Consider the following 15411-nt stretch of genomic DNA (forward strand, 5'->3'; position numbering starts at 1 on the left):
CTGCAGGCCGTCGCCGGGACGGCCACCCCGCTGGCGGTCGTGCCCGCCGGCACCGGCAACGACCTCGCCCTGGCCCTCGGCGTGCCGCCCGAGCCGGTGACCGCCGCGGTGGCCGCGGCCGCGGACCTGCGCGAGGGCGCCGTCCGCACGCTGGACGCCGGGTGCACCGCGGGGCGGTGGTGGGCCACCGTGCTGTGCTGCGGCTTCGACTCCGCCGTCACCGACCGGGCCGACCGGCTGCGCTGGCCGCGCGGGCCGCGCCGCTACGACGTCGCGATCCTGGCCGAGCTGGCCCGGCTGCGGCCCCGGGAGGTCACGCTGACCCTGGACGGCGAGGCCCGGACGCTGCCGGTCACGCTGGTCGCCGTCGGCAACACCGCCTGGTACGGCGGGGGCATGCGGGTCTGCCCGGCCGCCGATCCCGCCGACGGCCTGCTCGACGTCACCGTCGTGGGGCCGGTGTCGCGCCGGGAGCTGGTGCGCACCCGCCCGCGGCTGACCGACGGCACGCACGTCGGGCACCCCGCCGTCACGGTGCACCGGGCCGCGCGGGTCGGGCTGGCCGGCGCGGGGCTGACCACGTGGGCCGACGGCGAGCCGGTGGCGCCCCTGCCGGTGACGGCCGAGGCCGTGCCGGGCGCGCTGCGCGTGGTGGGCACCGGCCGCGGGGCGGCCACGATCAGGTGAGCTGATCGTGGCGTGTCCTCCCCGGTGGTGCACGGCCGGGGAGGACCCGCTGCGCTGCAGGAGGACGCGAGCAGGCGCCGCCGACCTCCACCGTTATCCCCAACTCCTGGTCGACTCCAGGCCGGCCGCGCCGACCCACGCGGAGAGCGCCTAACGTGGAGAGCATGTCCAGCCCCGCCGAGCGGTACGCGGCTGCCCGGCGGCGCAGTGCGCACCCGACCCTGTCCGACTTCACCGCCGGCCTCGGCTTCTCCCTCGACCCGTTCCAGGTGGAGGCCTGCGAGGCGCTCGACGAGGGCGCCGGCGTGCTGGTCTGCGCGCCGACCGGTGCCGGCAAGACCGTCGTGGGCGAGTTCGCGGTGCACAAGGCGCTCGCCGAGGGGCGCAAGGCCTTCTACACGACGCCGATCAAGGCGCTGTCCAACCAGAAGTACAACGACCTGGTCGAGCGCTACGGCGAGGACCGGGTCGGCCTGCTGACCGGGGACAACGCCGTCAACGGCGACGCCCCGGTGGTCGTGATGACCACCGAGGTGCTCCGCAACATGCTCTACGCGGAGTCGCCGGCGATCGACGGCCTCGGCTACGTGGTCATGGACGAGGTGCACTACCTGGCCGACCGCTTCCGCGGCGCGGTGTGGGAGGAGGTGATCATCCACCTCCCGCAGTCGGTGACCCTGGTGTCGCTGTCGGCGACGGTCAGCAACGCCGAGGAGTTCGCCGACTGGCTGGTCACCGTCCGCGGCCACACGAGGGTCGTGGTCAGCGAGGTCCGCCCGATCCCGCTGTGGCAGCACATGCTGGTCGGCAGCCGGGTGTTCGACCTGTTCAGCCTACGGCCGGCCGCGCACGCCGCCGAGCAGGGGGAGACCCCGCGGGTGCTGTCGACCCGCGACCGCGGCGCCAGCGTCGTCGACCCCGAGCTGGTCCGCTACGTGCGCGAGTACGAGCGGCGGCTGGACAGCTGGGGCGGCGGCAACGGCGGGTCGCGGCGCGACCGCGACTGGCACAGGCCCCGGTACCGGCCCCCGGCGCGGTCGGAGGTGGTGGAGCGGCTCGACCGGGCCGGCCTGCTGCCGGCCATCACCTTCATCTTCAGCCGCAACGGTTGCGACGCCGCCGTCGCGCAGTGCCTGCAGTCCGGGCTGCGGCTGACCGACGAGGCCGAGCGCGCCGAGGTCGCCCGGATCGTCGACGAGCGCACCGGCGGCCTGCCCGACGAGGACCTGCACGTCCTCGGCTTCTGGGAGTGGCGCGAGGGCCTGCTGGCCGGGCTGGCCGCCCACCACGCGGGGCTGGTGCCGGCGTTCAAGGAGACCGTCGAGGAGTGCTTCGTCCGCGGCCTGGTCAAGGCCGTGTTCGCCACCGAGACCCTCGCGCTGGGCATCAACATGCCCGCGCGCACCGTCGTCCTCGAGCGGCTGGTGAAGTGGAACGGCGAGGCGCACGTCGACGTCACGCCGGGGGAGTACACCCAGCTCACCGGCCGGGCCGGACGGCGGGGCATCGACGTGGAGGGGCACGCCGTCGTGGTGTGGGCGCCGGGCATGGACCCCTCCGTCGTCGCCGGGCTGGCGAGCACCCGCACCTACCCGCTCAGGTCGAGCTTCCGGCCCAGCTACAACATGGCGGTCAACCTGGTCGGCTCCTTCGGCCGGGCGCGCGCCCGGGAGCTGCTGGCCTCCTCCTTCGCCCAGTTCCAGGCCGACCGCTCGGTGGTGGGCCCGGCACGGGCCGCCGCCCGGCACGAGCGCGACGCCGAGCGCTTCGCCGCGGAGATGGCCTCCGCGGGCGGGGACGTCGCCGCCTACGCGCGGCTGCGGCGGGAGATCGCCGACCGCGAGCGGGAGCTGTCCCGCGACTCGGCGGCCAAGCGGCGCATCGAGGCCGCCGACGCGCTGGCGGCCCTGCGCCCCGGCGACGTCATCCGGGTGCCCTCGGGCCGGCGGCAGGGGCTGGCCGTCGTCCTCGACCCCGGCGTCACCGACCTGGCCGACCCCCGCCCGCTGGTGCTCACCGAGGACAAGTGGGCCGGCCGGCTGGGCAGCGTGGACTTCCCGACGCCGGTGGCCGCCCTGGCCCGGGTGCGGGTGCCCAGGAACTTCAACCACCGCAGCCCGCACGCCCGGCGCGACCTGGCCTCGACGCTGCGCGCCGCCCGGGTGGAGAACGACCTGGGGGCGCGGCGGGTCAGGCAGCGGTCCGCGGCCGCCGACGACCCGGTGCTGCAGGACCTGCGCCGGGCGCTGCGCGCGCACCCGGTGCACGGGCTGCCCGACCGGGAGGAGCGGGTGCGCGCCGCCGAGCGGTACCTGCGCGAGGTCGCCGAGGCCGAGGCCACCCACCGCAGGATGGCCGAGCGCACCGGCTCGCTGACCCGGCAGTTCGACCGCACCTGCGACGTCCTCGAGGAGCTGGGCTACCTGGTGCCGGAGGTGGCGCCGCTGGTCCCGGCCGACACCGCGGAGGCCGTGCCGGTCGACGACGTCCCGCGGGTGACCGACGAGGGCCGGCGGCTGGCCCGCATCTGGTCCGACGGCGACCTGCTGATCGCCGAGTGCCTGCGCGCGGGCGCCTGGCGCGGCCTCGGCCCGGCGGAGCTGGCCGCCGCCGTCTCCACGCTGGTGTTCGAGGCGCGCCGGGAGACCCCCGGTCAGCCCGCCGTGCCCGGCGGGAAGGTCGCCGCGGCCATCGGCGAGATGCGCCGGATCCGGGCGCGGCTGCAGGACGTCGAGCTCGACCGCGGGCTGCCGACCACCCGCGACCTCGACCTGGGGTTCGCCTGGGCGGCCTACCGCTGGGCCGACGGGCAGAGCCTCGACCGGGTGCTCGCCGGCGCCGAGCAGGCCGGCACCGAGCTCTCCGGCGGGGACTTCGTCCGGTGGGCCCGCCAGCTCGTCGACGTGCTCGACCAGCTGGCCAAGGTGGCCGACGAGTCGGTGGCCGCGGTCGCCCGGGCGGCCGTGGGCCGGGTCCGGCGCGGGGTCGTCGCCGTCGCGGTCAGCGGCTGACGCCCGGGCGCGGAGGGCCGGGCGGACCGGCCGGGTGGTGCACAATCCTCCCGCTCCCGTGACGCGGTGTCGTGGGGGGACCCCCGGGGGTCGGATGGGACAGGAGCGACGATGACCAACCCACCGCCGGGTGGCCACCCGGGTCAGTACGGGCCACCGGAGGAGTACGGCCAGCAGCCTGGCCAGCCGGGGCAGTACGGGCAGCCGGGTGGGCGGTACGGGCAGCAGCCCGGCCAGTACGGGCAGCCGGGCCAGTACGGCCAGCCGGGTGGGCCGCCGTACGGGCAGCCGGGCCAGTACGGCCCTCCGGGGCCGTACGGCCAGCCCGGGCCGTACGGCCAGCCCGGGCAGTACGGCCAGCCCGGGCAGTACGGCCAGCCCGGGCAGTACGGGCAGCCGGGCCAGTACGGCCGGCCGCCGAAGAGGTCGCGGACCGGGCTCCTGCTCGGCCTCGTCGCGCTGGCCGTCGTCGTCATCGCCGCGGCGATCGTCCTGCCGCGGGTCCTCGGGGACGACGTCCTCGACGCCACCCGCGCGGAGCAGGACATCGCCGCCCAGTACGAGGAGACCTTCGGCGTCGCCATCGACGTCTCCTGCGACGAGGAGATGGTCGTCGAGGAGGACGAGACCTACGAGTGCACCGGCACGACCGAGGACGGCGACGACGTGGTCATCGAGGTCGCGATCACCGACGAGGACTCGGCGGCCTACACCTGGGAGCCCGTCTGACCAGGGCCGGCCGGCGGGCTCAGTCCAGCGCGTCGGCCGGCCACCCCAGGGCGGCGCCGAGCCGCCCCAGGGACGAGCGCAGCCCGTGCGCGTCGGCCAGCGCGGCCAGCGCCGCCGGGTCGGCCGGGCGGCGGGGGAGCGTGCCGTCCACGGGCGGCAGGTCGATGGTCCGCGCCACGGCCACCACCACCGGCGCCGCGTCCAGGTAGTCGCTGCCGGCGTGCAGCCGCTTGAGCACCGCCGCGCTGAGCGGCGCCCTCGGCACCACGGTGCGGGCGGCGGCCGCGCGGATGCCGGCGAGGTCGCCGAACTCGCTGATGAGAGCCGCCGCGGTCTTCGCGCCCACGCCGGCCACGCCGGGCAGCCCGTCGCTGGGGTCGCCCCGCAGGACGGCGAAGTCGGCGTAGGCCCGCCCCGGGATCCCGTACTTCGCCGTCACCGCCGCCTCGTCCACGATCTCGAGGTCGGCGATGCCCCGGTTGGTGTACAGCACCCGGACGCCGCGGGCGTCGTCGACCAGCTGGAAGAGGTCGCGGTCGCCGGTGACGACGTCGACCGGTCCCCGGGCCCGGGTGGCCAGCGTGCCGATGACGTCGTCGGCCTCGTAGCCGGGCGCCCCGACGCGCACGATGCCCGCCGCGGCGAGGACGTCGACCAGCACGGGCACCTGCGGCGCGAGCTCGTCGGGCGTCTCCTCCCCGCCGTCGGGGGACAGCCGGTGCGCCTTGTACGACGCCAGCGCGTCGACCCGGAAGGCCGGGCGCCAGTCGTCGTCCCAGCAGGCCACCAGCCGGTCGGGGGAGTACGCGGTGAGCAGCCGGGCGGTCATGTCGAGGAACCCGCGCACGGCGTTCACCGGCCGCCCGTCGGGCGCGGTCACGCTGGTCGGGACGCCGTAGAAGGCCCGGAAGTAGAGGCTCGCGGCGTCGAGCAGCATCGTCGTCACGGGCGGGGACGGTAACGGTCCGGGAAAGCCGGGCGGGACAGGTCGCTGTCCGGGGTTAGTGTCCGGACGTGGGAAGTCGTGCGGGGGACCTCGTCACCATCGACCGCGTGCACGCCGCGCGCGCCGTCGCCGCGGAGCTGGGCGTGGACGTCGTCGTGCTCACCCCGGGCTCGGACCTGCGCTACCTCACCGGTTACGACGCGCACGCGATGGAGCGGCTGACCGCCCTGGTCGTCCCGCGCAGCGGGGACCCGCTGCTGGTCGTCCCGCGGCTCGAGGCGCCGATGGTCGACGCGAGCCCGGCCGGCGCGCTCGGCCTGGAGCTGCACGCCTGGGACGAGACCGACGACCCCTTCGCCGTGGTCGCCCGCGAGGTCACCGCCCGCCTCGGCGTCGCACCCACCCGGGTCGCCGTCGGCGCCCGCACCTGGGCGGAGCACGCACTCGGTGTGCACCGCGCGCTGCCCGGCTCGGTGCTCGAGCTGGCGACGCCGGTGCTCGACCGGCTGCGGATGGTCAAGACCGCCCCCGAGGTGGAGGAGCTCGCCGCCGCCGGCGCGGCCATCGACCGGGTGCACGCGCGGATGGGGGAGTGGCTGCGGGTGGGCCGCACCGAGGCCGAGGTCGGCACCGACATCGCCGCGGCGATCCTGGCCGAGGGACACGTCGGGGTGGACTTCACCATCGTCGGCTCCGGGCCCAACGGCGCCAGCCCGCACCACGAGCTCTCCGACCGGGTGGTGCAGGCCGGTGACCTCGTCGTCGTCGACATCGGCGGGGAGACCGCGACCGGCTACCGCTCCGACTGCACCCGCACCTACGTCGTCGGTGCCGAGCCCGGCCCCGAGGTGGCCGAGTGGTACGCCGTCCTGCAGGACGCGCAGGAGGCCGCGGTGGCCGCCGTCCGCCCCGGCGTGACCGCCGAGGAGGTCGACGCCGTGGCCCGGGACCGGATCACCGCCGCCGGCTGGGGCGACCACTTCATCCACCGCACCGGGCACGGCATCGGGCTCGACACCCACGAGGCGCCCTACATCGTCGCGGGCAACGACCTGCCGCTCGAACCGGGCATGGCCTTCTCCGTGGAGCCGGGCATCTACCTCGCCGGCCGGTGCGGCGCGCGGATCGAGGACATCGTGGTCTGCACCGACGACGGCGTGCGCGCGCTCAACCAGGGTCCCCGTGAGCTCGTCGTCCTCCCCGGGTGAGCCCGGGGGAGCGGCCGCCCCGGACGTCGACCGCGCCCTCCTGGCCGCCCTGGCCCGCGACGGGCGGGCGAGCTACACCGAGCTGGCCGAGCGGGTGGGGCTGTCGGTGTCGGCCGTGCACCAGCGGGTGCGGCGGCTCGAGCAGCGCGGCCTGATCACCGGCTACCGGGCCGGCATCGACGCCCGCCTGCTCGGCCTGGGGATGACGGCGTTCGTCTCGATCACGCCGCTGGACATGGCCGAGGCCGACGACGCCCCGGCCAAGCTGGCCCACCTCGACGCGATCGAGGCCTGCCACTCGGTGGCCGGGGTGGAGAGCTACCTGCTCAAGGTGCGGGTGGCCTCGCCGGAGGCCCTGGAGGCGCTGCTGCGGGAGATCCGGTCGACGGCGAACGTCAGCACCCGCACGACCGTCGTCCTCTCGACCTTCTACGAGGACCGTCCGCCGCTCTGAGCGCCGCTGCGGAACGGGACGGCCCCCTCGCCGGACACTTGACCGTTATCCCCAACAATTGATCGACAAACCCGCTGGACGAACAGAGCAGCCACCTGGACAGGCGGTCGAACGTGTGTTCGCATGACGGGGTGCGATGGGATGCCCAGCGCCTCGACGACGGGGACGAGACGCTGCTGCCCGGGATGCCGAGCGTCCGGGGTCTGCTGCGCAGCGTCGAGGTGCCGGAGTTCCCGGGTGTGACGTTGCACGAGGTGCTCAGCCGGTCGGCGCTCAACCCGGTTCCGCGGGGCTCGCGGATGCCCTTCGCCTACACGATCAACCCGTATCGAGGGTGCCTCCATCGCTGTGTACTGCCTGTCCGGGGACACGCTCGTCCTGATGGCCGACGGCAGCCAACGGCCCATCGCCGATCTGCGGGTGGGCGACCGGATCGTCGGGACGGAGCGGCGGGGAACGTACCGGCACTACGTGGAGACGGAGGTCTTCGCGCACTGGAGCACCGTGAAGCCGGCGCTCCGGCTGACCCTGGCGGACGGCACCGAGATCGTCACCAGTGGTGACCACCGGTTCCTCAGCAGGCGTGGGTGGAAGTACGTCGTCGGCACGATGGCCGGGCGGCAGCGGCGCCCCCACCTGACGACGGACGATCAGCTGCTGGGCTTCGGGCGGTCCGGCCCGACGCCGGCGGCCTGCGCCGAGTACCGCCGGGGCTGGCTCACCGGAATGATCCGCGGAGACGGGCACTTGGGCGTCCACCACTACGAGCGCCCGGGCCGGCGGCACGGGGACCAGCACCGCTTCCGCTTGGCGCTGATCGACCATGAGGGACTCGACCGCGCCCAGGCCTACCTCGCGGACCTGGGCATCCGCACGGACCGGTTCGCGTTCTCGGCAGTCACGTCGTCCAGGCAGGCCATGACGGCGATCCGCACGTCGGCGGCCGCCGCGGTCGCCCAGATCGCGGAGCACGTCGCCTGGCCGCAGGAGTCGACCGCGGGCTGGCAGCGCGGCTTTCTGGCCGGCATCTTCGACGCAGGGGGCAGCCGCAGCCACCGTGCGCTCCGCATCGCCAACACCGACCCCGAGGTGCTCGGTCGCACCCGCGCCGCACTGGCGGCCTTCGGCTTCGACGCGGTGTTGGAGGACCGGCACCGAGCGAACGGTCTGGCCACCGTGCGGGTCCGTGGCGGGCTGCGGGAGCACCTCCGGTTCGTCCACCTCGTCGACCCGACCATCCGCCGCAAGAGCGGCGTCACCGACATCGCGGTCAAGAGCGATGCCGACCTGAAGGTGGTCGAGGTGCGCGACCTGCATCTCCAGGTGCCGATGTTCGACATCACCACGGGCACCGGCGACTTCGTCGCGAACGGGGTGATCAGTCACAACTGCTTCGCCCGCTCGACGCACGAGTGGCTCGACCTGGACGCCGGGCGGGACTTCGACACGCAGATCGTGGTGAAGACCAACCTCGTCGAGGTGCTGCGGCGGGAGCTCGCGCGGGCCTCGTGGAAGCGCGAGCACGTGGCGCTGGGCACCAACACCGACCCCTACCAGCGCGCGGAGGGTCGCTACCGGCTCATGCCCGGGGTGATCCGGGCGCTGGCCGACTCGGGGACGCCGTTCTCCGTCCTCACCAAGGGCACGCTGGCCCGCCGGGACGTGCCGCTGCTGGCCGCGGCGGCCCGGGACGTCCCGGTGGGCTTCGGCGTCTCCCTGGCCATCTGGGACGAGGACCTGCACGCGAGCCTCGAGCCCGGCGTGCCGACGCCGAGGGCCCGGCTCGACCTCGTCCGCGCGGTCACCGACGCCGGTCTGCCGTGCGGCGTCTTCCTCGCCCCGGTCCTGCCCGGGCTCACCGACCGGCAGAGCGACCTCGACGCCGCCCTGGAGGCCATCGCCGCCGCCGGGGCCACCGGCGTCACCGTCGTCCCGCTGCACCTGCGCCCCGGTGCGCGGGAGTGGTTCTCCGCCTGGCTGGCGCGCGAGCACCCGGCGCTCGTGGGCCGCTACCGGCAGCTCTACCGCGGCGGCGCCTACGTCCCCGCCGAGTACCGGGCGTGGCTGGCCGAGGGGGTGGCGCCCCTGCTGCGCCGGCACGGTCTGGACGGGCACTCCGGCGGGCAGGCCCGGGGCGTCGACGCGACCGCGGCCTCCGGGGTGCCCGGCGACGACGAGGCGGCGTTCCCGGCCGGCAGCCTGCCGCCGGTGCGCGACCGGGGAGCGGCTCCGGCCCGGGGTGCCCGGACCCGCGCCACGGCGGCGGGGGAGGACCCGGCCGCCGCGGGGCAGCTCAGCCTGCTGTGAGCCTCAGCCTGCTGTGAGCCTCAGCCTGCTGTGAGCCTCAGCCTGCGGTGAGCCTCAGCCTGCGGTGAGCCGGGCCCGGGGAGGGGAGGGGCTCAGCCCGCCGGTGTCCCCGGAGCGCCGCCGGCACGGTTGGCCCGCGCGGCACGCTCGGCCCGGACCGCACCGCGCTCGGCCACCGGCTCGGCCCCACCGGCCAGGGCCAGCCGCCGGTAGGAGTCGTAGGACAGCGTCTCGTAGACGGCGGCCAGCGCCTCCGCCCGCGCCCGGCGGGCACCGGCGCTGGTCGCGCGCAGGTACAGCGCGGTGCGGACGGCGTGTTTGGTGAAGGTGACCTGCAGCGCCTGACTGGACAGCCGGCCGCCCACCTGCGACCTGTAGCCGGGACCCCGCCGCAGGGCCGGCAGCACCCACGGGCTCTCCGCCAGCGCCGGGAACCGGTTGCGCACGGCCTCCCAGGCGTGCCAGGCGGAGAGGGCGCCCGGCACCGACCACTCGCCGTCGTCGGTGCGCACCAGCAACCGGCGGGTCGTCGGGTGGACCTGCTCGCGGCGCAGGTCGCGAAAGGCACCCACGGGCGCCGGCCACCGCAGGGCGATCGCGCACCAGACGACGGTGCGCAGGTGCTCGGGCTCCTCGCTGCGCACCTCGGTGAGCGGTCGCAGGTCCAGCGTCCGCGGGTCGGGCTCCGGCGTCGGCGGCACGGGCAGGGGGACGCCTCCATACCGGGCGACCTTGCTGTACAGGGTGACGGTGGCGGGCTTCCACCCCCGCGCCGCCGCGACGTCGTCCATGCCGCCGGCGGCGAGTTCCTCCGGTCCGAGGCCCAGTTCCAGCGCGGCGTCGATCAGGCGTCGCCACTGGACGGTGTAACCCTCGGGGGGCTCCAGCCGCTGCCAGGCCCGGGCCGCCGGCGGGGACGGCATCTCGGGCAGGGGGTGCTGCCAACTCCGGCTCACGTCCTCATCATACCCGTTATGCCTAACTAACGTGCAAAACCTCCACGGCGCCTGCGGCACCGAAAAAGCCTCAGCGACACCGCAGGGTCGACGGCGGACCGGACCGGCTCGCCCTGCGCCCCCGTCGGCGCGCGACCACGATGTCCCGGTGCGCACGGTGGGGGTCGAGGAGGAGCTGCTGGTCGTCGACCCGTCGGGTGTGCCCGTGCCGCTGGGTCCCGAGGCCCTCGAGGTGGCCTCCCGCCGGGGCGAGGGGGAGACGCCGGCGGAGCACGACCGCGCCGAGCCCGGGCAGGACGGCCGCGACGGCTCGCCCGGTCGTCTCGTGCCGGAGCTCAAGCAGCAGCAGGTGGAACTGGGCACCCGCGTGTGCACCGACCTCGCCGAGGTCACGGGGGAGCTGCGGTACTGGCGGGGGCGGGCCGACGCGGCGGCGCAGGCCGTGGGCGCCCGGGTGGCGGCCCTCGCCAGCTCGCCGGTCGCCGTCGACCCGGTGACCACACCGGGGGAGCGGTACGAGCAGATGGCGGAGACCTTCGGCCTGACCGCGCTCGAGCAGCTGACCTGCGGCTGCCACGTGCACGTGTCGGTCGCCGACGACGAGGAGGGCGTCGCCGTCCTCGACCGCATCCGGGTCTGGCTGCCGGTGCTCACCGCACTGACCGTCAACTCGCCGTTCTGGCTCGGCCGCGACAGCGGCTACGCCAGCTTCCGCTCCCAGTCGTGGAACCACTGGCCCTCCTCGGGGCCCGCGGAGCTGTTCGGGGACGCCGCCACCTACCACCGGGTGGTGGCCGACCTCGTCGCGACCCGGACGATCGTCGACGCCGGGATGGTCTACTTCGACGCCCGGCTGTCGCAGACCTGGCCGACCGTCGAGGTGCGCACCGCCGACGTGTGCCTGCGCGTCGAGGACGCCGTCACGCACACCGGGCTGGTCCGCGGCCTGGTGGAGACGGCGGCGCGCGAGTGGCGGGCCGGCGTCGCGGCGCCGCCCGTGCGCAGCGAGCTGCTGCGGGTGGCCGCGTGGCGCGCCGGCCGGTCGGGCACCACCGGTGAGCTGGTGCACCCGCTCACCGGTCACCCCGCGCCGGCCGCGGACGTCGCCGCGGCACTGGTCGAGCACGTCGCGCCGGCGCTGGAGGAGACGGGGGACGCCGCGCGGGTCGCCGGGGGCGTGGCCGAGATCCTGGCCCGGGGGACCGGTGCCGACCTACAGCGGCGGGTGCACCGCGACATCGGTGACCTGGCCGCGGTCGTGCGCGCCGCCGTCCGGCTGTCGACGGGGGAGCAGTCCGGCGGGTGACCCGCGTCCGCGCCGGTTATCGTCCCGCCATGTACACCGCGAGCTGGCGTGACGTCGTCCGGGGCGACCTCTTCGGCCGCCGCACCGACCCGCGGGACCGGCCCTACCGGATCGTCATCCGGCTGGCGCTGGTGGTCTTCCGGTTGCTGCGGCTGCGCTTCGACGTCCGGGGCTCCGAGCACGTCCCGGCCTCCGGTGGCGCGGTCCTCTGCAGCAACCACGTGAGCTACCTCGACTTCACCTTCCTCGGGCTGGCCGCGCTGCCGCAGCACCGGCTGGTGCGGTTCATGGCCAAGGCCTCGGTGTTCGGCCACTGGCTCGCCGGGCCGTTCATGCGGGCGATGCAGCACATCCCGGTCGACCGCAAGGCCGGTGCCGCGGCCTTCGACGCCGCCGTCCGCGCGCTCAAGGACGGCCAGCTCGTCGGGGTGTTCCCCGAGGCGACGATCAGCCAGAGCTTCACCGTCAAGGACCTCAAGGCCGGCGCCGCCCGGATGGCCATCGACGCCGGCGTGCCGATCATCCCGGCCGCGGTGTGGGGCGGGCACCGGGTGTTCACCAAGAAGCGCCCGGTCGACCTCACGCCAGGCAGGGCGGTCACCGTGCTGCTCGGCGAGCCGATCACGCCCGAGCCCGGGGAGCCGCCCGCGGCGCTGCTGGCCCGCACCCGCACCGTCATGGAAGCGCTGCTCGACGAGGCGCAGCGCACCTATCCGCAGCAGCCGGCGGGCCCGGAGGACCTGTGGTGGCTGCCGGTCCACCTGGGGGGCACGGCACCCACGCTGGAGGAGGCCAACGCCCGTGACAGCGCCGACGCCGCCGGGCACCGCAGGAAGGCGCGCACGTCCCGCCGTGCGCGGCTGCGCGCTCGCCTGACCGGCCGCCGCCGGCGAGGCTGAGCCCGGCTACTCGACCACGGGCGGGGCCATGAGCCGGAAGGCCTCGAGCTCGACGTCGTACCAGCGGCGCATCCGCCCCAGGGGCTCCATGCCCAACCGCCGGCAGACCGCCAAGGACGGCTCGTTGCCGGGCCGGACGACGGCGTAGACCTCGGGCAACCCGGCGCCGAAGGCCTCCTCGACCACCGTGCGCGCCGCCTCGGTGGCGTATCCGTGGCCCCAGCTGTCGGGGTGCAGGTGCCAGCCGACCTCGACCTCGCCGACACCGCCGGGCAGCGGCCTGAGCAGCACGGTGCCGGCCACCACCGGCGCGGCGCCGCGGACCTCGATCGCCCAGCAGCCGCAGTACGGGTGGGTGCGGGGGATCTCCGCCCACCGGGCCACCAGCTCCGCCGGCCCCACCGTCGGCGGCCCGCCGAGCCAGCGGGTGACCTCCTCGCGGCCGTAGGTGTCGGCCAGCCGCGCCAGGTCCTCGCGGCCGGTGGTCCACGGGCGCAGCCGCAGCCGGGGGGTGAACAGCTCCCCGACCGGCACCGCTCCTGCCTACCGCCGGGGCCCGGGCCCGGCCACCCGGGGACGGCGGGAGGCGCGCCCGCCGTCATGCTCGGTGGCATGCACCCCGACGGCACCCACCCCGGCGCTCCGGACCTGCTCCTCTCCGACGTCACCGTCGGCGACCGCCCCGGCCGCGCGGTGCACGTCGTCGGTGGGCGGATCGCCTGGCTGGGGGACGCCGCCGACGCCCCGCGCGCCGGGCGCGTGCTGGCGGGGGAGGGGGCGCTGCTCACCCCGGCCTTCGTGGACGCCCACGTGCACGCGACCGCGACCGGGCTGGCCCTCACGGGTCTCGACCTGCACTCGAGGTCGAGCCTCGCCGACGCGGTCGCCGCGGTCGCCGACGCGGTCCGCACCGCGCCGCTGGGGATCGTGCTGGGCACCGGGTGGGACGAGACCGGCTGGCCGGAGGGCCGCGCGCTGACCCGCGCCGACCTCGACGCCGTCGTCGGGGACCGGCCGGTCTACCTCGCCCGCGTGGACGTGCACTCGGCCACGGTCTCGACGGCGCTGCTGGACCTCGTCCCGGGCGTGCGGGAGCTGCCCGGTCACTCGCCGGACGGGCAGCTGCGCCTCGACGCCCACCACGCCGCCCGGCAGGCCGCCTACGGCGCGGTGACCGCACCCCAGCGTGCCGCCGCGCAGGCCGCCACCCTCGCCGAGGCGGCGCGCCTGGGCATCGGCAGCCTGCACGAGATGGCCGGGCCGGAGGTGTCCGGCGCCGAGGACCTGCGCGCGCTGCTCGCGCTGGCCCGCGAGCGCCCCGGCCCCCGGGTCCTCGGCTACTGGGGTGAGCTGGCCGAGCGCGGCGGACTGGACCTGGTGCGGGAGCTCGGCCTCACCGGCGCCGGCGGCGACCTGTTCTGCGACGGTGCGTTCGGCTCGCACACCGCGGCGCTGAGCAGTCCGTACTTCGACCGTCCCGAGACGGCCGGCGCGCTGCGGTTCGGCACCGCCCAGCTCGCCGAGCACGTCCGTGCCTGTACCAAGACCGGCATCCAGGCCGGCTTCCACTGCATCGGCGACGCCGCGGTGGATCAGGTCCTCGACGCGGTCGGGATCGTCGTCGCGGAGCTCGGCCTGCCCGCGGTGCGCGCCTGCCGGCACCGCCTCGAGCACGTCGAGATGGCCGGGCCCGGCGCGGTCGAGCGGATGCGCGCGTGGGGGGTGGTGGCGAGCGTGCAGCCGGCCTTCGACGCCGCGTGGGGCGGGGACGCCCGGATGTACGCCGAGCGGCTCGGGGTGCAGCGGGCGCTGGGGACCAACCCGTTCGCCGACCTCGCCGACGCCGGGGTCGCGCTCGCGCTGGGCAGCGACGCCCCGGTGACCCCGATGGACCCGTGGGGCGGGGTGCACGCCGCCGTCGACCACCGCACGCCCGGCGCCGGCCTGCGGCCCTACGACGCCTTCGACGCCGCCACCCACGGCGGCTGGCACGCCGTCCGGTCGGAGACCGCGGCCGGGCCGCTGTCGGTCGGCGCGCCGGCCGACCTGGCGCTGTGGGCCACCGGGGCGACCCTGTCCGGGGTGCTCGACCGCCGGGAGCGGCCCGCCTGCCGGGCGCTGGTCGTGGCAGGGGAGTCGTTGCAGCCGCTGTAGCCAGCCGCCCGGCCGGGTGCGGTGACCGCACTCCCGGGCGACCTGGCCGGTCGGGGACCCGGTCGGGACCGGCGGGGTGGGATGCTGGACGGCGGACCACGCGGTGGTCCGCAGCCGCCGTCGAGGCGGGTGCCAGCCGGACGCCCGGGCGCTGCCCGCGGTTCGACGTCGCGGGGAGGTCAGTGGTGCGCGCGCCAGCCGTCCCCGCCACCCGGGTCCCGGGCAGCGGCGCGTCCGGAGCGGCACACGGCACCCGGTCGCGCCCGCGGCCGGCCTGGCGCACCGCGCTGGCCGCGGCCGGCGGCCTGCTCCTGCTGCTCGCGTTCCCCGGGTACTCGCTGACGCCGATGGCCGTGCTGGGGACGGCGGCGCTCGCGCTGGCGGTGCACGGGCAGCGGGCGCGGGCCGGCGCCTGGCTCGGCCTGGTCTTCGGGCTGGCCTTCTTCGTGCCGCTGCTGTCGTGGAGCGGCGTCTACGTCGGCGCGTTCCCCTGGTTGGCGCTCGCCGGCTCCCAGGCGGCCTTCCTGGCCCTGCTGGGCGCGGCGACGGCGGCCACCTCCCGGCTGCCGCTGTGGCCGCTGTGGACCGCGGCGCTGTGGGTGGCCGACGAGGCGCTGCGCGGGCGCGTGCCGTTCGGCGGCTTCCCCTGGGGCCGGCTGGGGTTCAGCCAGACCGACGGCCCCTTCCTCGCTCTCGCCGCCTACGGCGGGGTGCCGCTGGTCGGCTTCGCCGTCGCCCTGACCGGCGCGCTGCT

Annotated in this window: 12 protein-coding genes and 1 pseudogene; 10 read left to right on the forward strand and 3 right to left on the reverse strand. The window is 76.3% G+C overall.

What is annotated here, in order from left to right; genetic code table 11:
- The 3 genes from ABQ292_RS23345 to ABQ292_RS23355 form a co-directional block, all read left to right on the forward strand.
- Window positions 1-687: diacylglycerol kinase family protein (locus ABQ292_RS23345; RefSeq protein ID WP_369210100.1), on the forward strand; the 687-nt coding region annotated here is incomplete at its 5' end.
- A gap of 164 nt (window positions 688-851) precedes the next feature.
- Window positions 852-3698: a DEAD/DEAH box helicase gene (locus ABQ292_RS23350; RefSeq protein ID WP_369210101.1), complete on the forward strand. Its 2847-nt coding sequence runs from the start codon at window positions 852-854 to the stop codon at window positions 3696-3698.
- 111 nt (window positions 3699-3809) lie between these two features.
- Window positions 3810-4427, forward strand: a complete 618-nt coding sequence (locus tag ABQ292_RS23355) for a DUF4333 domain-containing protein (protein WP_369210102.1) — start codon at window positions 3810-3812, stop codon at window positions 4425-4427.
- 19 nt (window positions 4428-4446) lie between these two features.
- Here ABQ292_RS23355 and ABQ292_RS23360 read toward each other — a convergent pair whose 3' ends face one another.
- Window positions 4447-5364 carry a 5'-3' exonuclease gene (locus ABQ292_RS23360; RefSeq protein ID WP_369210111.1) on the reverse strand — a complete coding sequence of 306 codons (918 nt, stop codon included), beginning with the start codon at window positions 5362-5364 and terminating at the stop codon, window positions 4447-4449.
- Between the two features lie 77 nt (window positions 5365-5441).
- On the opposite strand from ABQ292_RS23360, the gene ABQ292_RS23365 reads away from it, so the two are divergent.
- The 3 genes from ABQ292_RS23365 to ABQ292_RS23375 all read left to right on the forward strand — a co-directional run bounded on the left by ABQ292_RS23365 (window position 5442) and on the right by ABQ292_RS23375 (window position 9342).
- Window positions 5442-6581, forward strand: coding sequence for a M24 family metallopeptidase (locus tag ABQ292_RS23365; RefSeq protein WP_369210103.1), 1140 nt, complete (start codon window positions 5442-5444; stop codon window positions 6579-6581).
- Window positions 6556-7035, forward strand: a complete 480-nt coding sequence (locus tag ABQ292_RS23370) for an Lrp/AsnC family transcriptional regulator (protein ID WP_369210104.1) — start codon at window positions 6556-6558, stop codon at window positions 7033-7035. Before ABQ292_RS23365 ends, ABQ292_RS23370 begins: the two co-directional genes overlap by 26 nt.
- 381 nt (window positions 7036-7416) lie before the next feature.
- Window positions 7417-9342 (forward strand): LAGLIDADG family homing endonuclease, encoded by a 1926-nt coding sequence (locus tag ABQ292_RS23375; RefSeq protein ID WP_369210105.1) that lies wholly within the window; start codon window positions 7417-7419, stop codon window positions 9340-9342.
- A 92-nt stretch (window positions 9343-9434) separates the two neighbouring features.
- On the opposite strand, the gene ABQ292_RS23380 is transcribed toward ABQ292_RS23375, so the two are convergent.
- On the reverse strand, window positions 9435-10298 hold the full coding sequence (locus tag ABQ292_RS23380; RefSeq protein ID WP_369210106.1) for a hypothetical protein: 864 nt from the start codon (window positions 10296-10298) through the stop codon (window positions 9435-9437).
- Window positions 10299-10446: 148 nt separating this feature from the next.
- Here ABQ292_RS23380 and ABQ292_RS23385 point away from each other — a divergent pair, with 148 nt between their 5' ends.
- Both ABQ292_RS23385 and ABQ292_RS23390 read left to right on the forward strand, forming a co-directional pair.
- Window positions 10447-11604, forward strand: a complete 1158-nt coding sequence (locus ABQ292_RS23385; protein ID WP_369210107.1) for a carboxylate-amine ligase — start codon at window positions 10447-10449, stop codon at window positions 11602-11604.
- 29 nt (window positions 11605-11633) lie between these two features.
- Window positions 11634-12503: a lysophospholipid acyltransferase family protein gene (locus ABQ292_RS23390; RefSeq protein ID WP_369210108.1), complete on the forward strand. Its 870-nt coding sequence runs from the start codon at window positions 11634-11636 to the stop codon at window positions 12501-12503.
- A 6-nt stretch (window positions 12504-12509) separates the two neighbouring features.
- Here ABQ292_RS23390 and ABQ292_RS23395 read toward each other — a convergent pair whose 3' ends face one another.
- Window positions 12510-13037, reverse strand: coding sequence for a GNAT family N-acetyltransferase (locus ABQ292_RS23395; protein ID WP_369210109.1), 528 nt, complete (start codon window positions 13035-13037; stop codon window positions 12510-12512).
- 78 nt (window positions 13038-13115) lie between these two features.
- On the opposite strand from ABQ292_RS23395, the gene ABQ292_RS23400 reads away from it, so the two are divergent.
- Window positions 13116-14657 carry an amidohydrolase gene (locus ABQ292_RS23400; protein WP_369210110.1) on the forward strand — a complete coding sequence of 514 codons (1542 nt, stop codon included), beginning with the start codon at window positions 13116-13118 and terminating at the stop codon, window positions 14655-14657.
- Window positions 14658-14842: 185 nt separating this feature from the next.
- Window positions 14843-15411 (forward strand): annotated as a pseudogene (locus tag ABQ292_RS23405) (apolipoprotein N-acyltransferase); the annotation flags it as partial.

Origin of the sequence: Geodermatophilus maliterrae (assembly GCF_041018925.1) — a bacterium.
In the GTDB taxonomy this organism is placed as follows: Bacteria; Actinomycetota; Actinomycetes; order Mycobacteriales; family Geodermatophilaceae; genus Geodermatophilus; species Geodermatophilus maliterrae.

Bases quoted from the DNA above. Each gene is read 5' to 3' on its own strand.
- ABQ292_RS23350 (WP_369210101.1), top strand. From the start codon at position 852: ATGTCCAGCCCCGCCGAGCGGTACGCGGCTGCCCGGCGGCGCAGTGCG.
- ABQ292_RS23355 (WP_369210102.1), top strand. From the start codon at position 3,810: ATGACCAACCCACCGCCGGGTGGCCACCCGGGTCAGTACGGGCCACCG.
- ABQ292_RS23360 (WP_369210111.1), bottom strand. From the start codon at position 5,364: ATGCTGCTCGACGCCGCGAGCCTCTACTTCCGGGCCTTCTACGGCGTC.
- ABQ292_RS23375 (WP_369210105.1), top strand. From the start codon at position 7,417: ATGGCCGACGGCAGCCAACGGCCCATCGCCGATCTGCGGGTGGGCGAC.
- ABQ292_RS23390 (WP_369210108.1), top strand. From the start codon at position 11,634: ATGTACACCGCGAGCTGGCGTGACGTCGTCCGGGGCGACCTCTTCGGC.
- ABQ292_RS23400 (WP_369210110.1), top strand. From the start codon at position 13,116: ATGCACCCCGACGGCACCCACCCCGGCGCTCCGGACCTGCTCCTCTCC.